The sequence below is a fragment of the Nostoc sp. PCC 9305 genome, assembly GCF_963920915.1.
GTDB lineage: Bacteria > Cyanobacteriota > Cyanobacteriia > Cyanobacteriales > Nostocaceae > Nostoc.
Genome location: NZ_CAWUDN010000016.1, coordinates 14,969 through 30,414, shown reverse-complemented (window position 1 = coordinate 30,414; position 15,446 = coordinate 14,969). Strand labels below are relative to the sequence as shown.

11 protein-coding genes are annotated in these 15,446 nt (G+C 39.6%); 6 read left to right on the top strand and 5 right to left on the bottom strand.

Annotation, left to right across the window (positions count from 1 at the left end; genetic code table 11):
- Window positions 1-15 precede the first annotated feature (15 nt).
- Together ACM0OX_RS08545 and ACM0OX_RS08540 are read right to left on the bottom strand one after the other, a co-directional pair.
- Window positions 16-1,179, bottom strand: a complete 1,164-nt coding sequence (locus tag ACM0OX_RS08545; RefSeq protein WP_414514495.1) for a glycosyltransferase family 4 protein — start codon at window positions 1,177-1,179, stop codon at window positions 16-18.
- A gap of 122 nt (window positions 1,180-1,301) precedes the next feature.
- Complete coding sequence (locus ACM0OX_RS08540) at window positions 1,302-2,666, bottom strand: glycosyltransferase (protein WP_414514494.1); 1,365 nt, start codon at window positions 2,664-2,666, stop codon at window positions 1,302-1,304.
- Between the two features lie 426 nt (window positions 2,667-3,092).
- On the opposite strand from ACM0OX_RS08540, the gene gloB reads away from it, so the two are divergent.
- The 4 genes from gloB to ACM0OX_RS08520 all read left to right on the top strand — a co-directional run bounded on the left by gloB (window position 3,093) and on the right by ACM0OX_RS08520 (window position 8,311).
- On the top strand, window positions 3,093-3,866 hold the full coding sequence (gene gloB, locus ACM0OX_RS08535; protein ID WP_414514493.1) for a hydroxyacylglutathione hydrolase: 774 nt from the start codon (window positions 3,093-3,095) through the stop codon (window positions 3,864-3,866).
- 393 nt (window positions 3,867-4,259) lie between these two features.
- Window positions 4,260-4,718: a 50S ribosomal protein L9 gene (gene rplI / locus ACM0OX_RS08530; protein ID WP_094352304.1), complete on the top strand. Its 459-nt coding sequence runs from the start codon at window positions 4,260-4,262 to the stop codon at window positions 4,716-4,718.
- A gap of 176 nt (window positions 4,719-4,894) precedes the next feature.
- Entirely contained in the window at window positions 4,895-7,768 is a 2,874-nt protein-coding gene (gene dnaB, locus ACM0OX_RS08525; protein WP_414514492.1) for a replicative DNA helicase, read from the top strand.
- Between the two features lie 24 nt (window positions 7,769-7,792).
- Entirely contained in the window at window positions 7,793-8,311 is a 519-nt protein-coding gene (locus ACM0OX_RS08520; protein ID WP_414514491.1) for an alpha-ketoglutarate-dependent dioxygenase AlkB, read from the top strand.
- 185 nt (window positions 8,312-8,496) lie between these two features.
- Here the strand turns inward: ACM0OX_RS08520 and ACM0OX_RS08515 are convergent, their stop codons facing one another.
- The 3 genes from ACM0OX_RS08515 to ACM0OX_RS08505 all read right to left on the bottom strand — a co-directional run bounded on the left by ACM0OX_RS08515 (window position 8,497) and on the right by ACM0OX_RS08505 (window position 10,171).
- On the bottom strand, window positions 8,497-9,018 hold the full coding sequence (locus ACM0OX_RS08515) for an FKBP-type peptidyl-prolyl cis-trans isomerase (protein WP_414514490.1): 522 nt from the start codon (window positions 9,016-9,018) through the stop codon (window positions 8,497-8,499).
- Between the two features lie 78 nt (window positions 9,019-9,096).
- Entirely contained in the window at window positions 9,097-9,420 is a 324-nt protein-coding gene (locus tag ACM0OX_RS08510; protein ID WP_094352173.1) for a phasin family protein, read from the bottom strand.
- Window positions 9,421-9,760: 340 nt separating this feature from the next.
- Window positions 9,761-10,171, bottom strand: coding sequence for a 2TM domain-containing protein (locus ACM0OX_RS08505; protein WP_335180095.1), 411 nt, complete (start codon window positions 10,169-10,171; stop codon window positions 9,761-9,763).
- A 519-nt stretch (window positions 10,172-10,690) separates the two neighbouring features.
- Between ACM0OX_RS08505 and ACM0OX_RS08500 the strand changes: the two genes are divergently transcribed.
- Together ACM0OX_RS08500 and ACM0OX_RS08495 are read left to right on the top strand one after the other, a co-directional pair.
- Window positions 10,691-11,575 (top strand): ParA family protein, encoded by an 885-nt coding sequence (locus ACM0OX_RS08500; protein WP_322639080.1) that lies wholly within the window; start codon window positions 10,691-10,693, stop codon window positions 11,573-11,575.
- A gap of 425 nt (window positions 11,576-12,000) precedes the next feature.
- Window positions 12,001-15,384, top strand: coding sequence for an EAL domain-containing protein (locus ACM0OX_RS08495; RefSeq protein ID WP_414514489.1), 3,384 nt, complete (start codon window positions 12,001-12,003; stop codon window positions 15,382-15,384).
- The last annotated feature ends 62 nt before the right edge of the window (window positions 15,385-15,446 follow it).

The following is a 15,446-nucleotide window of genomic DNA, read 5'->3' as shown; positions in this document are numbered from 1 at the left end:
AATTATTAATAATATTCACAATTGAGCAATTACTGACTTGAGCGTAGAAGCCATAGCCTCTATGCTATAGTGTTCGACACATCTTTCTCTTGCCTTGATACCTTTCTGGCTTGCTGACTCTAAATTCTGAAAAATCAATTGAATTTGTTCAGCAATTTGCTCAGGACAACCAGGCTCGACTAAATAACCAGTATCACCTAAAAGTTGGGGAATATCTCCAACACGTGTTGATAATACAGGTTTAGCCATTGCCATCCCATCTGTCAACTTCAAGGGAAATTGAGCGCGAGTTTCTGGAGTATCTCGCTGGGGAACAACTACAATATGAGCAGCTGCTACCAAATCAGGCATAACGTCGGCTGGATACTTAGGTAATTTGATAATCCAACGTCCCCACTTTTGTTGAAGTTGTTTATCATAATCATCATAAGGACTACCACCTACAATTACTAGTCTCAAGTCTGGTTGATTAAGTTTATCGAGCGCCATGAGAACATCTTCTAAACCTTTATAAGGTCTTGGCGCACCGGGAAACATTAAAATCCGATATTCAGATAAACCATAACGATCTCTACTGGATTCAGGATCGTATTGAGCGGGATCGAATAAGGAAACATCTTTGCCATTCGGAACAAATGTACCACCAAAACGCTGCTGCAAGAATTTAGTATGCACTGTCACAGCATCAGCGTGACTTACCAAACCTTCCATCCATTTCACATATAAAGTATGATGAGGATTTTTGAGTGCGCCCTGTGGTTTCAATAAGTCCCTAGCTAATTCTTTGGGTGTAGGATGATAATGCCAGTTATCACCGCCATGCCAGCTGAGTTCCCAATCATCTATGTCTAAAATTAATGGCTTTCTAGTGAATATTTTCCTTAATAGTCCAACTCCAAAACTTGCTATTTGGGGTTTGATAGCATAAATTATATCGCCATTGATTTTTGGTAAAAATTTTTGAATTTCTCCAAAAAACTCTGGAAAGTCTTTGCCTGGTAAGTTATAAACGTTGAATTCGGATGGTAAATTTAAATAGAAGTTCTTTCCAAATAAAAACCCCATAATTTCAACTTCATATCCTAACTGATTGAGAGCTTTTGCTATCAAGTATGCACGCAGAATCGCTGCACTTGATAAATCTGAAACCAACAAGGAGATTTTAGAAAATTTTCTCACTATTTTTATACTTATTTTTATTTAATTTTCTCAGGGTTTGTCAGATGTTGCTAAATCTGCAAATATTAATTTAATTTGTTTTGTCGGAGTTGGAGCAACTAAATAAATTAGGTGTCAATCCATCAAGATACAAAATTTTTCTGAGGAATTTTTAAGATTTCATGGTAAAGTGCCAACATCTCTGAGGCAACAGTATCCATTGTACGTACTGGCTGGATACCTTGACGTAATTTAGCTAGTAAATCGGCGTCTTTGGCTAAAGTTGCGATCGCTTCAGCCCATGCTTGGACATCTTTGGCTGGAACCAACCAACCATCAATGCCGTGACGGACTAACTCAGCAATTCCTCCTAAATTTGAACCTAGTACGGGAATGCCCATAGCTTGTGCTTCTAAAGCAACTATGGGGCCAGTTTCTAACCACTGCGACGGTATTGCTAGTATATCGAAACCTGCTAATGCCTCTGGTACTGCTTCGCGTGAAAGTGGTTCAGCAATCCGAATCCGGCGATCGCTGCTCGCGATCGCCATAACTTTTTCACGATTGGCAGCCCCGTATTTTCCCGGATGAGTAGCATGGAGAATTAACTCTACAGGTACATCATTCGGTAGACTATGTACGGCTTCTACTAAAACTTGTACCCCTTTAGTTTCTTGCCAGCGGCCCAAAAAGCCGATTTTTAATGTAGAGTTTTGTAGTTTATTTGGTATTACTTCACGTTTGAAAGTGTTAGCAACACCTTGTCGAGAAACAGTAAGTTTTTCGGGAGGAACATTGTTTGCAACAAAAGCATTGTATTGCCAATTACTCGTTACAACAATGCGATCGGCTAGTTTTGCTAGTTGCATCAAATTGCGTCTATGTTGAGACACTAGGGTAGGAATACCAAGAGTTTTACCAAGTAGACGCAGCTTGAAACTTTTAGAGGTAAGTAATTTTGTTTCTGCTGCGATGCCAACATCCAAGGGAACTTGACCTAAAGCCTTGAGCATCCAAGGCGATACTTGCTTTGCTACTCCCAAACATTGACTACAATTAACAGAGTCAATCAGCCCATTGCAAGGTTCTTCACCCCAGCGCATCATCGTACCACGCAGACATATAGGCTCAGGTATGTGGACGGTGACTACAGTAGCCATCCCTAATTGGCGGGCGAGAGCCAGATGATGTAAACCGCAGTCAAATCGCCATGAGTGTTGATGGTATACATCGGCTCGATTGTTTTCTAACCAATTAGTAAAAGTTTCAAAGCCGCCGTGGGGTAGCTGCTTGTGTACCTCTATCTTGCTGGGGTTAGGGAAAACAGGATAACGATAAACTGAGATGCCATTGTATTCGTAGGCATCTTCTTCTGTACCTTGTTTAGGAGCAGCAACAATACTTTCTAGTCCATGTACTTGTAAGCCATGCAGTAGTGAATCTAAGTATACTTCAGCACCGGCTGATGTATCAGGAAAATACCAGCTAGTTGTATGGATTAGCTTCATTTATGAACCTGCAAAGAAAAAATTGGAAAGCTCATCTTTTTGTACCACGATCGATTGCTCTATCTAGTTGTTATTAACATCTATCTTTTATAAATAACCCAAAGTGAATCTATAAGATTCCGTATTATCCGTATTAATAGTTAGTATGTACAAGTAAAAATTTTCAATGACTGATTTGGTGTTTTTGAGTAAAAAAGACAATTTAGGACAAAAAGAACAGAATAAATCTAACTTAGCTTTTACACTTCCTCCCAGAGAAATTTTACTGATATACTCAAATCATAATTTATAGTTACTTGTCATATTTTTAAGTATTATTACGGTTGTGTACTATCATAGTATTTATGGACTTTCTCAACCTTTTCTCACTGAGATATTTAAGATTGCTGATAAATTCCAAAGTACTTACTTGAAAGGGAGATATTAATGCAAGTAATCAGGCTTGAGGCACTCTCAGATAACTACATATTTTTGCTGGTGGATCGCCAGAAACAAATTGCTGCGGTTGTCGATCCAGCAGAGGCTGAACCAGTACTAAAGCAACTTGCACAGTTAAAAGTTGAGTTGGTGGCAATTTTCAACACACACCACCACAATGACCATGTAGGTGGCAATCAGCAATTAATAGAACACTTCCCGCAACTAACAGTCTACGGTGGCGTCGAAGATCGCGGACGAATTCCGGGACAGCAGGTATTTTTGGAACAAGGCGATCGCGTCCAGTTTGCAGATCGCATAGCTGAAGTTATTTTTGTTCCCGGACATACCCGCGCTCACATCGCTTACTACTTTCCCCCCGAAAAAGCTGGTGAGACAGGCGATTTATTTTGCGGCGATACCTTATTTTCTGGCGGTTGCGGTCGCTTATTTGAAGGAACACCAACCCAAATGGTAGATTCTTTAACCAAACTACGCTCTCTACCAGATGATACGCGTATCTGGTGTGCCCACGAATACACTTTAGGAAATCTGCAATTTGCTCTTACTGTGGATGGCGACAATGCCGACTTACAAAAACGCTTCAATGAAGTGAAAACTTATCGTAGTCGAGGAGAAGCTACCATACCCTCATTGCTGGGAATGGAGAAGCGAACCAATCCCTTTTTACGTTGGGATCAGCCATCATTACAATCAACCGTTAAAGGTAGCGATGGAGTACAAACCTTTGCGCGGATACGGGAAATGAAAAATAACTTTTAGATATTGGGCATTGGGCATTGATTATTCTCCCCTGCTCCCTTGGTCACTGAGCGTAGCCGTACCACTTCGTGGAAGCAAGCTACGCGTAGCGTCTCGTAGAGAAGTGCTGCTCCCCTGCTCCCCTGCTCCCCTGCTCCTCCAACTTTCTAGCGCTAATAGTTGCGATCGCACCCTTCCTTTCGCTAGGATCTGTAAGCTTTAGGGTATGGGCAAAGCTACTTGAGACAATATACTCATTTCAGGAGTTCTAAGTTCTGAAAAAACACTCGTTATTAAGGACTGTTTACTCAGCACTGGCTCAACGCCCTGCTACAGCTAACAGCACTGTTTTAGTGAGCTATGCTGCTCAAACCCACCCAAATTAATCAGATTTTACAGGAAAAACGAAAAACGATGGCGAAACGCGTGCAGTTAGTTTTAAATCAGGATATCAGCAAGCTAGGAAAATCTGGCGATTTAGTGGAAGTAGCTCCTGGCTACGCTCGTAACTATCTGATTCCCCAGAAATTGGCAACCAATGCCACTCCTGGTATTCTCAAGCAAGTAGAACGCCGTCGCGAACAAGAGCGTCAACGGCAATTAGAACTCAGACAACAAGCTCTTGAGCAAAAAGAATCTTTAGAAAAAGTTGGCAGCTTGACAATTGCCAAGCCAGTTGGTGAAAACGAAGCAATTTTCGGTACTATCACCACCCAAGATGTTGTAGATGCAATTAAGGCAGCCACCGGTCAGGAAATCGATCGGCGTGGAATTACCATTCCCGATATTAACCACCTTGGTACTTATCAAGCCGAAATTAAGCTGCATTCGGAAGTAGCGGCGCAAGTCGATATTCAAGTAGTCGCTAGCTAACTCAGCAGAGGGACAAAGGGACGTAAAGATGTAGGGGATGAGGATGAGGGAGCAAGGTAAGTAAAAGTGAATAACTCCTAACTCTTGTACAGACGCGATTAATCGCGTCTCTAATCCTACACAGACGCGAGCGATTAATCGCGTCTCTAGCAAAATCTTCAAAACTAAAATCGTTTATGGCTGAAGAATTGAGTTTTCAAGGCGATGATAGCGATGCCTATGGCGGTAAGCTACGCCTCCCACCACAAAATATTGAGGCGGAAGAAGCGATTTTGGGGGGTATCTTGCTAGATCCAGAAGCGATTAGTCGAGTTAGCGATCGCCTCCTTCCCGAAGCTTTTTACATTAGCGCTCACAAAGATATTTATCAAGCAGCTGTAAGGCTCCACGCCCAAGGTAAACCCACAGACTTACTCTCAGTTACAAGTTGGCTGACCGATCATGATTTGCTTGCCCGAATTGGTGGTAGAAATAAATTAGCAACTCTGGTAGACCGTACAGTGTCAGCAGTTAACATCGACGCCTTAGCAGGGTTAGTCATGGAAAAATACCTGCGGCGACAGTTAATTAAAGCTGGTAATGAAATTGTACATCTTGGTTACGAAACAGAAACCGAGTTACCACAAGTTTTAGATCGGGCAGAACAGAAAGTTTTCGGTGTTACTCAAGAGCGTCCCCAATCGGGTTTAGTTCACATTTCTGATACTCTAATTAATAATTTCCAGGATATTGAAGATAGAAACCAAGGCATCGCCTTACCTGGGATTCCCTGCGGATTTTACGATTTAGATGCCATGACCAGCGGCTTTCAGCGTTCTGATTTGATTATTGTTGCTGGCAGGCCATCAATGGGAAAATGCCTCAGCCATGATTCAGAAATAGTTTTGGCAGATGGAACAATTACCACAATTGAAGAATTATATAAACAACGTCATGTTTCGACTCCGCTCAACACAAGTGGCTCATTATTGACGCTAAACAACGACTGGAAATTTACCTTTACTCAACCCTGTGCATTTGTAGATGATGGTATCAAACCAGTTTTTCGAGTAACAACTCGCTTAGGTAGGTCTATTGAAACTACAATCACTCACCCATATTTGACTATTAAAGGCTGGGAAAAATTAGAAAATCTGACAGTTGGCGATAAGATTGCTGTTCCGCGAAAAATAAATGTATTTGGTACAAAAACTATCCGTGAGTGCGAAGTAAAGTTATTAGCATACTTAATTGGCGATGGTGGTTTAACAAACTGCACTCCACGATTTACAAATAGTAATCCGTTATTGCAAGCAGAATTTTCTCAAGCAGTTGCTGATTTTGTTGGTTTAAAAATTCGCTGGCAAGATTCTCAAGGAACACGCACACCATCACTTTGTGTACGTGGAGACTTGGAATTTATTGCAATTCAAAGACAGATTTTTGCTAAAAGTTTTAAACTAGCGATTCAATCGCAGTCATTGACAGGAAAAGAAATAAGCCAATTGGTTGGAGTCAGCCCTACTTTACTTTGCGCTTGGAAGCAAGGAGAGTGTGTACCAACTTTAGAAACTTTTGAGCTATTGTGCGAAATTTTACAATTAGATTTAGAAGAGTTTGTATCTCATGGATTTGCTTGTATGAGCAAATCTCGGAAGAATTCGCTAACACTTTGGTTAGAAGAATTAGGTTTGTGGGGCAAAGATGCTCATTCTAAAACTATCCCAAACATCGTTTTTAAATTAGAGCGATCGCAAATAGCCTTATTCCTCAATCGTCTCTTTGCTACTGATGGATGGGCTGCACTACTTACTAGCGGTCAATCACAGTTAGGCTATGCAACAGTCAGCGAGAAACTAGCAAGACAAATTCAACATCTTTTATTAAGATTTGGCATTATTGCATCACTCAAAAAAAGGTCTGTTAAGTATAAAAATACCCGCAGACCAGCGTGGCAATTAGATATTACTGATGCCTTATCTATCAAAACTTTTATCGCAGAAATAGGTATCTTTAGTAAAGAAGAAGCAATAGCAAAAGTTGCAGATGCAATATCTCAAAAAAGATATCAAACTAATCGTGACTTGATACCTGTAGAGATTTGGGAACAAATAGCAGTAGCAAAAGGCAATGAAACTTGGAGTAGTTTAGCTAGACGGGCTGGTATTCAAGGGCCAACAAATATGCATGTTGGTAAACGTGCTTTCAAGCGGGAAAGACTTTGGATACTAGCTACAGCTTTAGATAATTTACCACTTCAACAGTTAGCAACTAGTGATATTTATTGGGATGAAATAGTTGCAATTGAGTCGGTGGGTAACAAACAAGTTTATGACTTAACAATTCCAGAAACACACAATTTTGTTGCTAATGATATTTGTGTACACAATACAGCCTTTTGCTTAAACCTTGCTCATAATATCGCCGCTTCTTATAAATTACCAGTTGCTTTTTTCAGCTTAGAAATGTCAAAAGAGCAACTGACGCAACGTTTATTAGCTAGTGAAGCGCAAATTGAAAGTAGTTATTTGCGAACTGGTCGCCTGAGTCAAACGCAGTGGGAACCTTTAAGCCGCGCTATTGGTATCCTCTCCGAGATGCCAATTTATATTGATGATACGCCGAATATTACAGTTACACAAATGCGTAGTCAGTCAAGAAGACTGCAAGCTGAAATAGGAACTGAATTAGGATTAATTGTAATAGATTACTTGCAATTGATGGAAGGAGCAGGTGATAATCGCGTACAAGAATTGTCAAAAATTACGCGTCAACTCAAAGGTTTAGCGCGGGAATTATCTGTTCCAGTAATTGCTTTATCTCAGTTGAGCCGCGGGGTAGAAGCGCGTACTAACAAACGCCCAATGTTGTCAGATTTAAGAGAATCAGGTTCGATTGAACAGGACGCGGATTTAGTAATCATGTTGTACCGCGATGAATATTACTCTCCCGATACTCCCGATCGCGGCATTGCAGAAGTAATTATAGCTAAACATCGCAACGGGCCTACGGGTACTGCAAAACTTTTGTTTAATCCACAATTTACAAAGTTTCAAAATTTAAAAATTTAGTCAGACTAAGTAATTATTTGAGCAATGAATGAGCCTGATTTACTCATTAATGATGTATTTTTGCCAAATAGTCATTCTCTATTTGATAGTCTTATATCCATAATTAACTGGGATGAGCGTATACGGGCACGAAAAACAGCTAGCTTTGGTTCACCATATAACTACTCAAACATTTCTTACGACTCATGCCCGATGCTGAATGAGTTACTTCCTATTATTGATAGGCTTGAAAAAAACTTTGGGTTTCGACCAAACAATTGTTTAGTAAATTACTATACAAATGGTAACTCAACAATGGGATTTCACTCCGACTCAATTGATGAACTAATGGACGATACTGGTATCTCTATTATTTCGTTAGGGGCTGAAAGAATAATTACATTTCAGAATAAACAAGACAAAAGCATTGAACATAGTTACTTACTCAAAAGTGGTTCTCTACTTTTTATGCCTCAGAAGACACAGCAATACTGGAAGCATGGAATTATTAAGCAACCAGAAACATTAGGACGTATCAGTTTGACTTTTAGATTGTTGGTATAGTCGCGGCAATCCGATCAAAGTTACAGATACTTTTTCTCATATTTTCTAGCTATACTTCTGCCCCATCTATCTTCTTAAATACCTAATTTATCTGATAGGGCATTGGGCATTCAGAACAGAGAGAATAGAAACTTATTTTAATAATTCTCCCTTGTCCGCAGTACCCAATCCCCAGTCCCTAGTCGCTATTTTACTCCCAGCAATTCCACTTCAAAAATTAGAGTTGCATTGGGTGGAATCACGCCACCAGCACCACGAGCGCCATAGCCTAATTCAGATGGGATGATTAACTTACGAAGGCCACCTACTTTCATGGTGCTAAGTCCTTCATCCCAACCTTTGATTACCTGTCCAGCACCGATTTTAAAGCTGAAGGGCTGGCCGCGATCGCGTGAACTATCAAACTGAGTACCATCTTCTAGAGTGCCGACATAGTGAACTTCAACCGTTTGTCCAGGTTTAGGAGTCGCTCCAGTCCCCTCTTTTAACTCCACATACTTTAATCCAGAGGGAGTGGTTACGGCATTAGCATCAGACATAGTATTACTCGCAATTAAGATATTGTTTTCAGTTACAGTTGTGGAAGCTGGCGGCGTTTGGATTAACTCGGCAGCAATGGCAGTATTCTGTTTACTGCTTACTTGCCCCACAACCAAAAGCACAACACACACCAGCATGAAGGCCACGCTGAGGAAAATTGGTTTCAAAATCAGTTCTCCTTACTTAGGTATCCTGGCAAAAAGATTACCAACAAGACACATTTAGTTTAAATCAGAAAGGACATTCTAACGCCAAAGCTTATTTTCTAAATCGCGCAATTGCCGCTCTAAACGGTCAATTCTACCCCTCAACTCGTCCACTTCTGACTGGCGAGCCACCCCCAAATCCTGCATCATATTTCGCATTTGCCGTTGCATTTGCACATCGAAGTTTCCCTGTTCCGACTTTAACTGTTGGGCAATATCATCTATTACCGCCTTGGCTTGCTCAGGATTGAGCTTACCGTCTTTGACTAAATCATCGCTGACTTGCCGCAGTTTTTCTGCGACTATAGACGTTGTACCAAGGCCTACCATCATTAGCTGTTGCAACCAGTTGTTGTTGTCCATACTCTCTTCCTTTTATCTTATTAACCAGCCGACCCTTGCTCCTGAGTTTAGGCAATCAAGCTTCTTAAAGCGTAGTTATTCTAGCCTACAGCTCTATTTTGGCAAATTGGCAAGCACAAGGATAAGGATCGAAGGTCGTGATTATACAACTCCTCAAGTTTAAGGTTGCCCAAATTTACCTAATTTACGATGTTATAGGCAATTCCCTATAAATTACAAAGCTCACACTCACCCCTGGCGGTGAATGTGAGTAGTTTATGGGAAGATTTTATCTAGAAGGAGGCACAAATTTAGACAACAGCGATCGCTGAATATCTAAGATCGATCGTTAAAGAAGAAGTTAAATTTGTGTACGCCATTTTTGAAAAGCGATTTCGTAATCCTCTGATTTACTCTGATAAACACTCCACCAATGAAAAAATAATCCTAACCCCCATCCTAATACTGGGAAAATAGCCCAAAAATAACTAGGACTAGTGATTAAATTTAAGAGAATGAGGAATAAATTCACTGCTAGGAAAGAAACAAAGTGTGTCCAAAAGGCTCTGCGTCGGAAAGTATTAAATCTGTGTCGTAAACGTTCCTCTTCTTGTTGAGCCAACCACTTTTGTTCAGTTGCTTCCAAAATGTTAGAAGAAATACCTAACTCAGATGCCATTTCTAAAAGCTGTTCTCGTGAAAATTCACCTTTGTCTTTACGACTGAGTGCTTTTTGCAGGATTTGTTCTACATCTTCTGAATCGTAAGTCATTTTAATTACCTTATAAGTTTGTGTGTAAATGCGCCTTTGATTTCACGAAATTATCAATCCGCTTCGTTCAATTCAATTAGCAAATGCATCCACATTTTGCACCCAATACTTAGTGATATTCACAACACTATTATTTTCTCACAATTGATTTAGGGCTACTGTATTTGTCAATACCTCTATAATTGCTTTGATAAGAGCGATCGCTGTTACGGCATTAAGCCAAACATTGTCATTATGGAGCAAAGGATTCTGGTAGAACAATTCCAGGTAAAAACCCAACTACATTTTGCTGCCTCAATCGAGTAAACATCGCTGAAATCAATATTTTGAATTTCCAAAAATATTAAATTTAATGGAAGATTTAAGATATCAGCAGGGGTGTACGCTACCTAGTAGTCTGTCAAGTTTGATTTGATCGGTTGGTAGTTTGTGCTTTAGCGCTAACTACCAACAATCCACACCCTCAATTATTTCTTGACAGACTAGTAGATGGGAATGCGTCAATAGAGGACTCAATCAATGGGATATGTAATTGCTACTGCCAATATGAAAGGTGGTGTAGGTAAAACCACCCTCACGGTCAACTTAGCTACCTGTTTAGCTAAAAATCATGGCAAGCGGGTGCTGGTTCTTGATTTAGACAGCCAAATTAGCGCCACACTCAGTTTGATGTCGCCTTTAGATTTTGCCAAGCTTCGTAAACAAAGTAAGACATTTAGGTATCTGATAGACGAAGTTATCAATCCAGATCCACAAGCAAAATTCACAATTCAGGATATTGTTCAATCCCAGGTTTGTAATCTTCCTGGACTAGATTTATTACCAGGAGATATCGATTTATATGATGAATTTGTTGTTTCAGAAATGCTGCATCAGCAAGCAACGGCTTTAGGCGAACAGGACTTTGAAACTATTTGGAATCGCTTTGAAAGGGTCTTAATTAATAACATCTTAAAACCAGTACGTCAAGAATATGATTTTATCCTTCTCGATTGCGCCCCTGGCTATAATCTCTTGACTCGTAGTGCTTTAGCCGCCAGCGATTTCTACATACTTCCTGCTAAACCCGAACCATTATCTGTAGTGGGTATTCAATTGCTAGAAAGACGGATTGCCCAATTAAAAGACAGTCACGGACATGAAACTAAGATAGATATAAAAATGCTGGGAATTGTATTTAGTATGTCCAGCGCTAACCTGCTCACTGGTAGATACTATAAACAAGTAATGCACCGCGTTGTCGAAGATTTTGGTGTCGATAAAATTTGTAAGGTACAAATACCGGTTGATGTCAATGTTGCTAAAGCTGTTGATAGTTTTATGCCAGCTGTTTTAAATGCTCCTCAATCAGCAGGTTCAAAAGCTTTCTTGCAATTAACTCAGGAGTTGTTGCAAAAGCTATAGCTCCAGTTAATCATTGATGAACAACATGATTTCTGATTTATGAAATTAGAGATATGAATGTAAAGACGTAGCAGTGCTACGTCTTTACAATGGTTTCAGGCAATAAATAATTAATTTCTGGAGATGTCTATTAAATTAAGTCGGAAATCTGAACCTTTCGATTTTCACAAAGGTCTGAAAAAAGAGAATTTCTATTTACTCTGCGAGAAACAAGCTACATGGAACAAATCTCAAATCCTAAAGTTAAAATTCTTTCTTGAAGAAAAATACTTTAGGTATGGAGTAAATCTAAAATCTAAAATCTAAAATTCCCAATTCAGTGACAAATGAGTTATCCTTTTCTAAAGTTCAGCAGTTATACGGAAGCTATAATCGGTGAGATTCAGCTATTGAGTGAAAAGGTCAGTAAATCTCACTAAGAAACAATGGTTAGTAACGATTCTGCACGGGCGGAGAACAATCAGCACTTGCTAATGCGCCTACCACGGACTCTAAGTTATCTCGAAACCTGGGGCTTTGGATTAACTGGTCATGTTGGATGGATTGGTACTGCCCCAATCATTCATGCAGCGTTAGGGCCGAAAGCTATCTTAGTTTGGTTTTTTGGCACGATTATTTCTTTTTTGCTTAACTTGCAGGTACAAAGTCTAGGTAGGCATTGGTCGGATGTTGCTGGAGGAACACCAAACTATACCACAAGGCTATTAAAGAACTTCCCTGGCTTAGGCCGTTACGTCGCATTAGGATACTTTTTTAGCTGGGCAGCAGCACCTGCACTGTATGCAATTATTCTCACCAACCTAATTAAAGTCAATTTTGAAACATTAGGTATTGCTTGTCCAGAAACTTTCTTAAAAGTCTTATTTACAGCGATTCCATTTATTTTAGCGTTCAGTGGTACTCGTGCTTTAGCGCTTCTACATTTATTTTTTGTATTCCCAGCGATTTTATTACTGTTATTGTTTTGTGTTCAAGGCGTAATATGGTTAGCTTTCTCATCTGCTAATTTTAATTTTCTCCCAACTAGCACACATAGTCTGAGCTTTCAAGAATGGGCAAAGTGGTTTTTTCTAGCTAGCTATTCAATTTATGCTTGTGAAACCACCTCTTCTTTTGTTGCTGATAGTCGCCATCCATATAAAACTTTAAAGTTTTTAACCGTAGCTGCTTGGTTAATTCCTCCGGTGTTTCTAGGTGGTTCTTGGGTATTAATGTGTTCGGCTCCCAATCCCACAATAGGTGACGATGCGTTCTTAAATTTAGTAGCAGCTTCTAAGCCTTTTTGGGGTGAATTTGCCCCCTTTCTAGCAACACTTCTGATTACTATATCTTGCCTTCTAAGTTCTGCTACAGCAGTTTCTAACTCTCCTCGCATATTATACCAGCTTGCCTTAGACAGACAGCTTGCTCCTATATTTACATTAGTTTCCCGTCAAGGTGTCCTTGGGCCTGCTATTTTAGTTACCTTTATCCTCAGTTTGCTTTGTCTAAATTTGGGAAATGTACCTCAACTTGTCACAGTAGCAGGCACCTGTTATCTCATGTCTATTATGGGTCTACATCTGGGATTATGGATGTGTCGTGGCAAAACATACGTGTTATGGCCTTGGTGGTCACTTAGTTTTTTCTTGGTAGAGGCGGTAGTTCTAATAGTGGGAGGTTTAGCTTGGAACTGGAGAGATTTCTTAGCGGGATTATTATTACCCATTATTTTGATGAGCGGAGATTTAGTGCTACGTCGCTTAAGATTTGCGCCATTAAACCCAAATTGGTGGACACAGCGTTACGATACTAAGTCTAGTAGAAATAATCCAGATTTTGTAGTATTACAAGTGATTGTTTTAGTATCATTGATTTGTATTACTGCCACAATCAGTTGGGTTATTCGCGATTTTTTAGATAGACTGTCTAATAATCCTCAAAATTCTTTCCTAGCGATTTTATTAGTGACACTTTCTTTTACAGGGGTTGCGATCGCTTGCTGGACAACTTTACCACAAATTATTGCTATTGATGAAGCACGCAAACAAGCAAGAAACCTATTTATCACTACTCTAGATACTGTTCCAGATACTGTTTTAGTATTAGATGAAGATGGGAAAATTTCTCAAACAAATGCCGCTGCTGAAGAATTATTTCAAACAAGTATTCAAGAGTTGCTTGGGCAAAACTTGAATCAACTTCTAATATGCTATCGTGGCAAACCGGAGCAATGGTCTACTAGAAGTGAGCAAAGCTTGAAAATTAACCAAGGTTTGCGAATTGTTGAATCGACGATTTCCCAGCCATTTAATTCTCTGCTACGAGAATATATTGTTATTGTTCGTGACATCACCAAGCGGAAGATAGCAGAAGAAGAATTAGTCCAGTATCGTTATCAACTTGAGCAGTTGGTGTTAGAACGCACTATTGAACTAATTAGAGTTAATCAACAACTTCAACAAGACATTGTTAAACGTCAAGAAGCACAAGAACAATTACTGCACAATAGTCTTCATGATGGGCTAACTGGATTACCTAATCAACAATTATTTATGGAGCGGGTGCAGCAGGCAATAGAACAGTCTAAACAGCAAAATAATTATTTATTTGCCGTACTCTTCTTAGACCTAGATCGCTTTAAAGTTGTTAATGACAGCCTTGGACATTTACTAGGAAATCAACTTTTGATTTCAATTTCTCATCGGCTCAAGTCAGTTCTGCGAGGCAGAGATATAGTAGCTCGTTTTGGCGGAGATGAATTCACAATTTTAATTGAGGAAATTGAAGATATCAACACCGCAATACAAGTAGCCGAGCGAATTAAAAAGGTGCTAGCTTTACCATTTCAATTAAATGAGCATCGGGTGTTTACTAATGTTAGTATTGGCATTGCTTTAAGTAGAGCGGATTATGAACAAGCAGCGCAGATTTTACGCGATGCTGATGTGGCAATGTATTGTGCCAAATCACTTGGTAAGGCACGTTATGAGGTTTTTGATCCAAAGATGCACAAGGGTGCAGCTTTGCTCTTAGAGTTAGAAACTGCTCTGCGAAATGCGCTGCTCAAACAAGAAGAATTTCGCCTTGATTACCAGCCAATTGTTTCACTAACAACTGGCAAAATTATTGGATTCGAGGCATTGATACGTTGGTATCATCCAGAAAGAGGACTTATTTCCCCTCAAGATTTTATTCCTTTGGCTGAGGAAACTGGAATGATTATTAGTATTGGTCAATGGGTGCTTTATGAAGCCTGTCACCAAATGCACAAATGGCATAAACAATTTCCAACCTCACAACCTCTGACGATTAGCGTAAATTTTTCTGGTAAACAAATTACGCAACCTGATGTGTTTAAACAGGTTAAACATATTTTGCAGCAAACTGGACTGGAGCCATGCTGTTTGAAATTGGAGATTACTGAAAGCTTGTTGATGGATAATTTTGAATTAGCTACCACTGTGCTTTCCCAGTTAACAGCGCTGAATGTTGAAATGCACATGGATGATTTTGGAACTGGCTATTCATCCTTGAGTTATCTACATCGCCTACCAATCAAAACCATTAAGATTGACCGCTCTTTTGTCACCAGTATAGGTAGTCGAGGAGAAAATTTAGAAATTATTCGAGCGATTGTGACATTAGCTCATAATTTAAATATGTCTGTAACAGCAGAAGGCATAGAAACTGTAGACCAATTAGCACAATTGAAGGCTTTACAATGTGATTATGGGCAAGGGTATTTTTTCTTACCACCTATGGAACAGGCAGAAGTAGAAATACTACTTGCTGCTAATTTGTGCGGAAAAAACTTTTTAAAAAGATAAAATCTTGGGAGCAAATTCTGTTTAGAGAAACACTTTGTCAAACTGGGCAATAAATTTCACTT

Excerpts from the sequence above, each read along its gene's own strand:
- ACM0OX_RS08540 (WP_414514494.1), bottom strand. The coding sequence starts at position 2,666 with ATGAAGCTAATCCATACAACTAGCTGGTATTTTCCTGATACATCAGCC.
- gloB (WP_414514493.1), top strand. The coding sequence starts at position 3,093 with ATGCAAGTAATCAGGCTTGAGGCACTCTCAGATAACTACATATTTTTG.
- rplI (WP_094352304.1), top strand. The coding sequence starts at position 4,260 with ATGGCGAAACGCGTGCAGTTAGTTTTAAATCAGGATATCAGCAAGCTA.
- dnaB (WP_414514492.1), top strand. The coding sequence starts at position 4,895 with ATGGCTGAAGAATTGAGTTTTCAAGGCGATGATAGCGATGCCTATGGC.
- ACM0OX_RS08520 (WP_414514491.1), top strand. The coding sequence starts at position 7,793 with ATGAATGAGCCTGATTTACTCATTAATGATGTATTTTTGCCAAATAGT.
- ACM0OX_RS08510 (WP_094352173.1), bottom strand. The coding sequence starts at position 9,420 with ATGGACAACAACAACTGGTTGCAACAGCTAATGATGGTAGGCCTTGGT.
- ACM0OX_RS08505 (WP_335180095.1), bottom strand. The coding sequence starts at position 10,171 with ATGACTTACGATTCAGAAGATGTAGAACAAATCCTGCAAAAAGCACTC.
- ACM0OX_RS08500 (WP_322639080.1), top strand. The coding sequence starts at position 10,691 with ATGGGATATGTAATTGCTACTGCCAATATGAAAGGTGGTGTAGGTAAA.
- ACM0OX_RS08495 (WP_414514489.1), top strand. The coding sequence starts at position 12,001 with ATGGTTAGTAACGATTCTGCACGGGCGGAGAACAATCAGCACTTGCTA.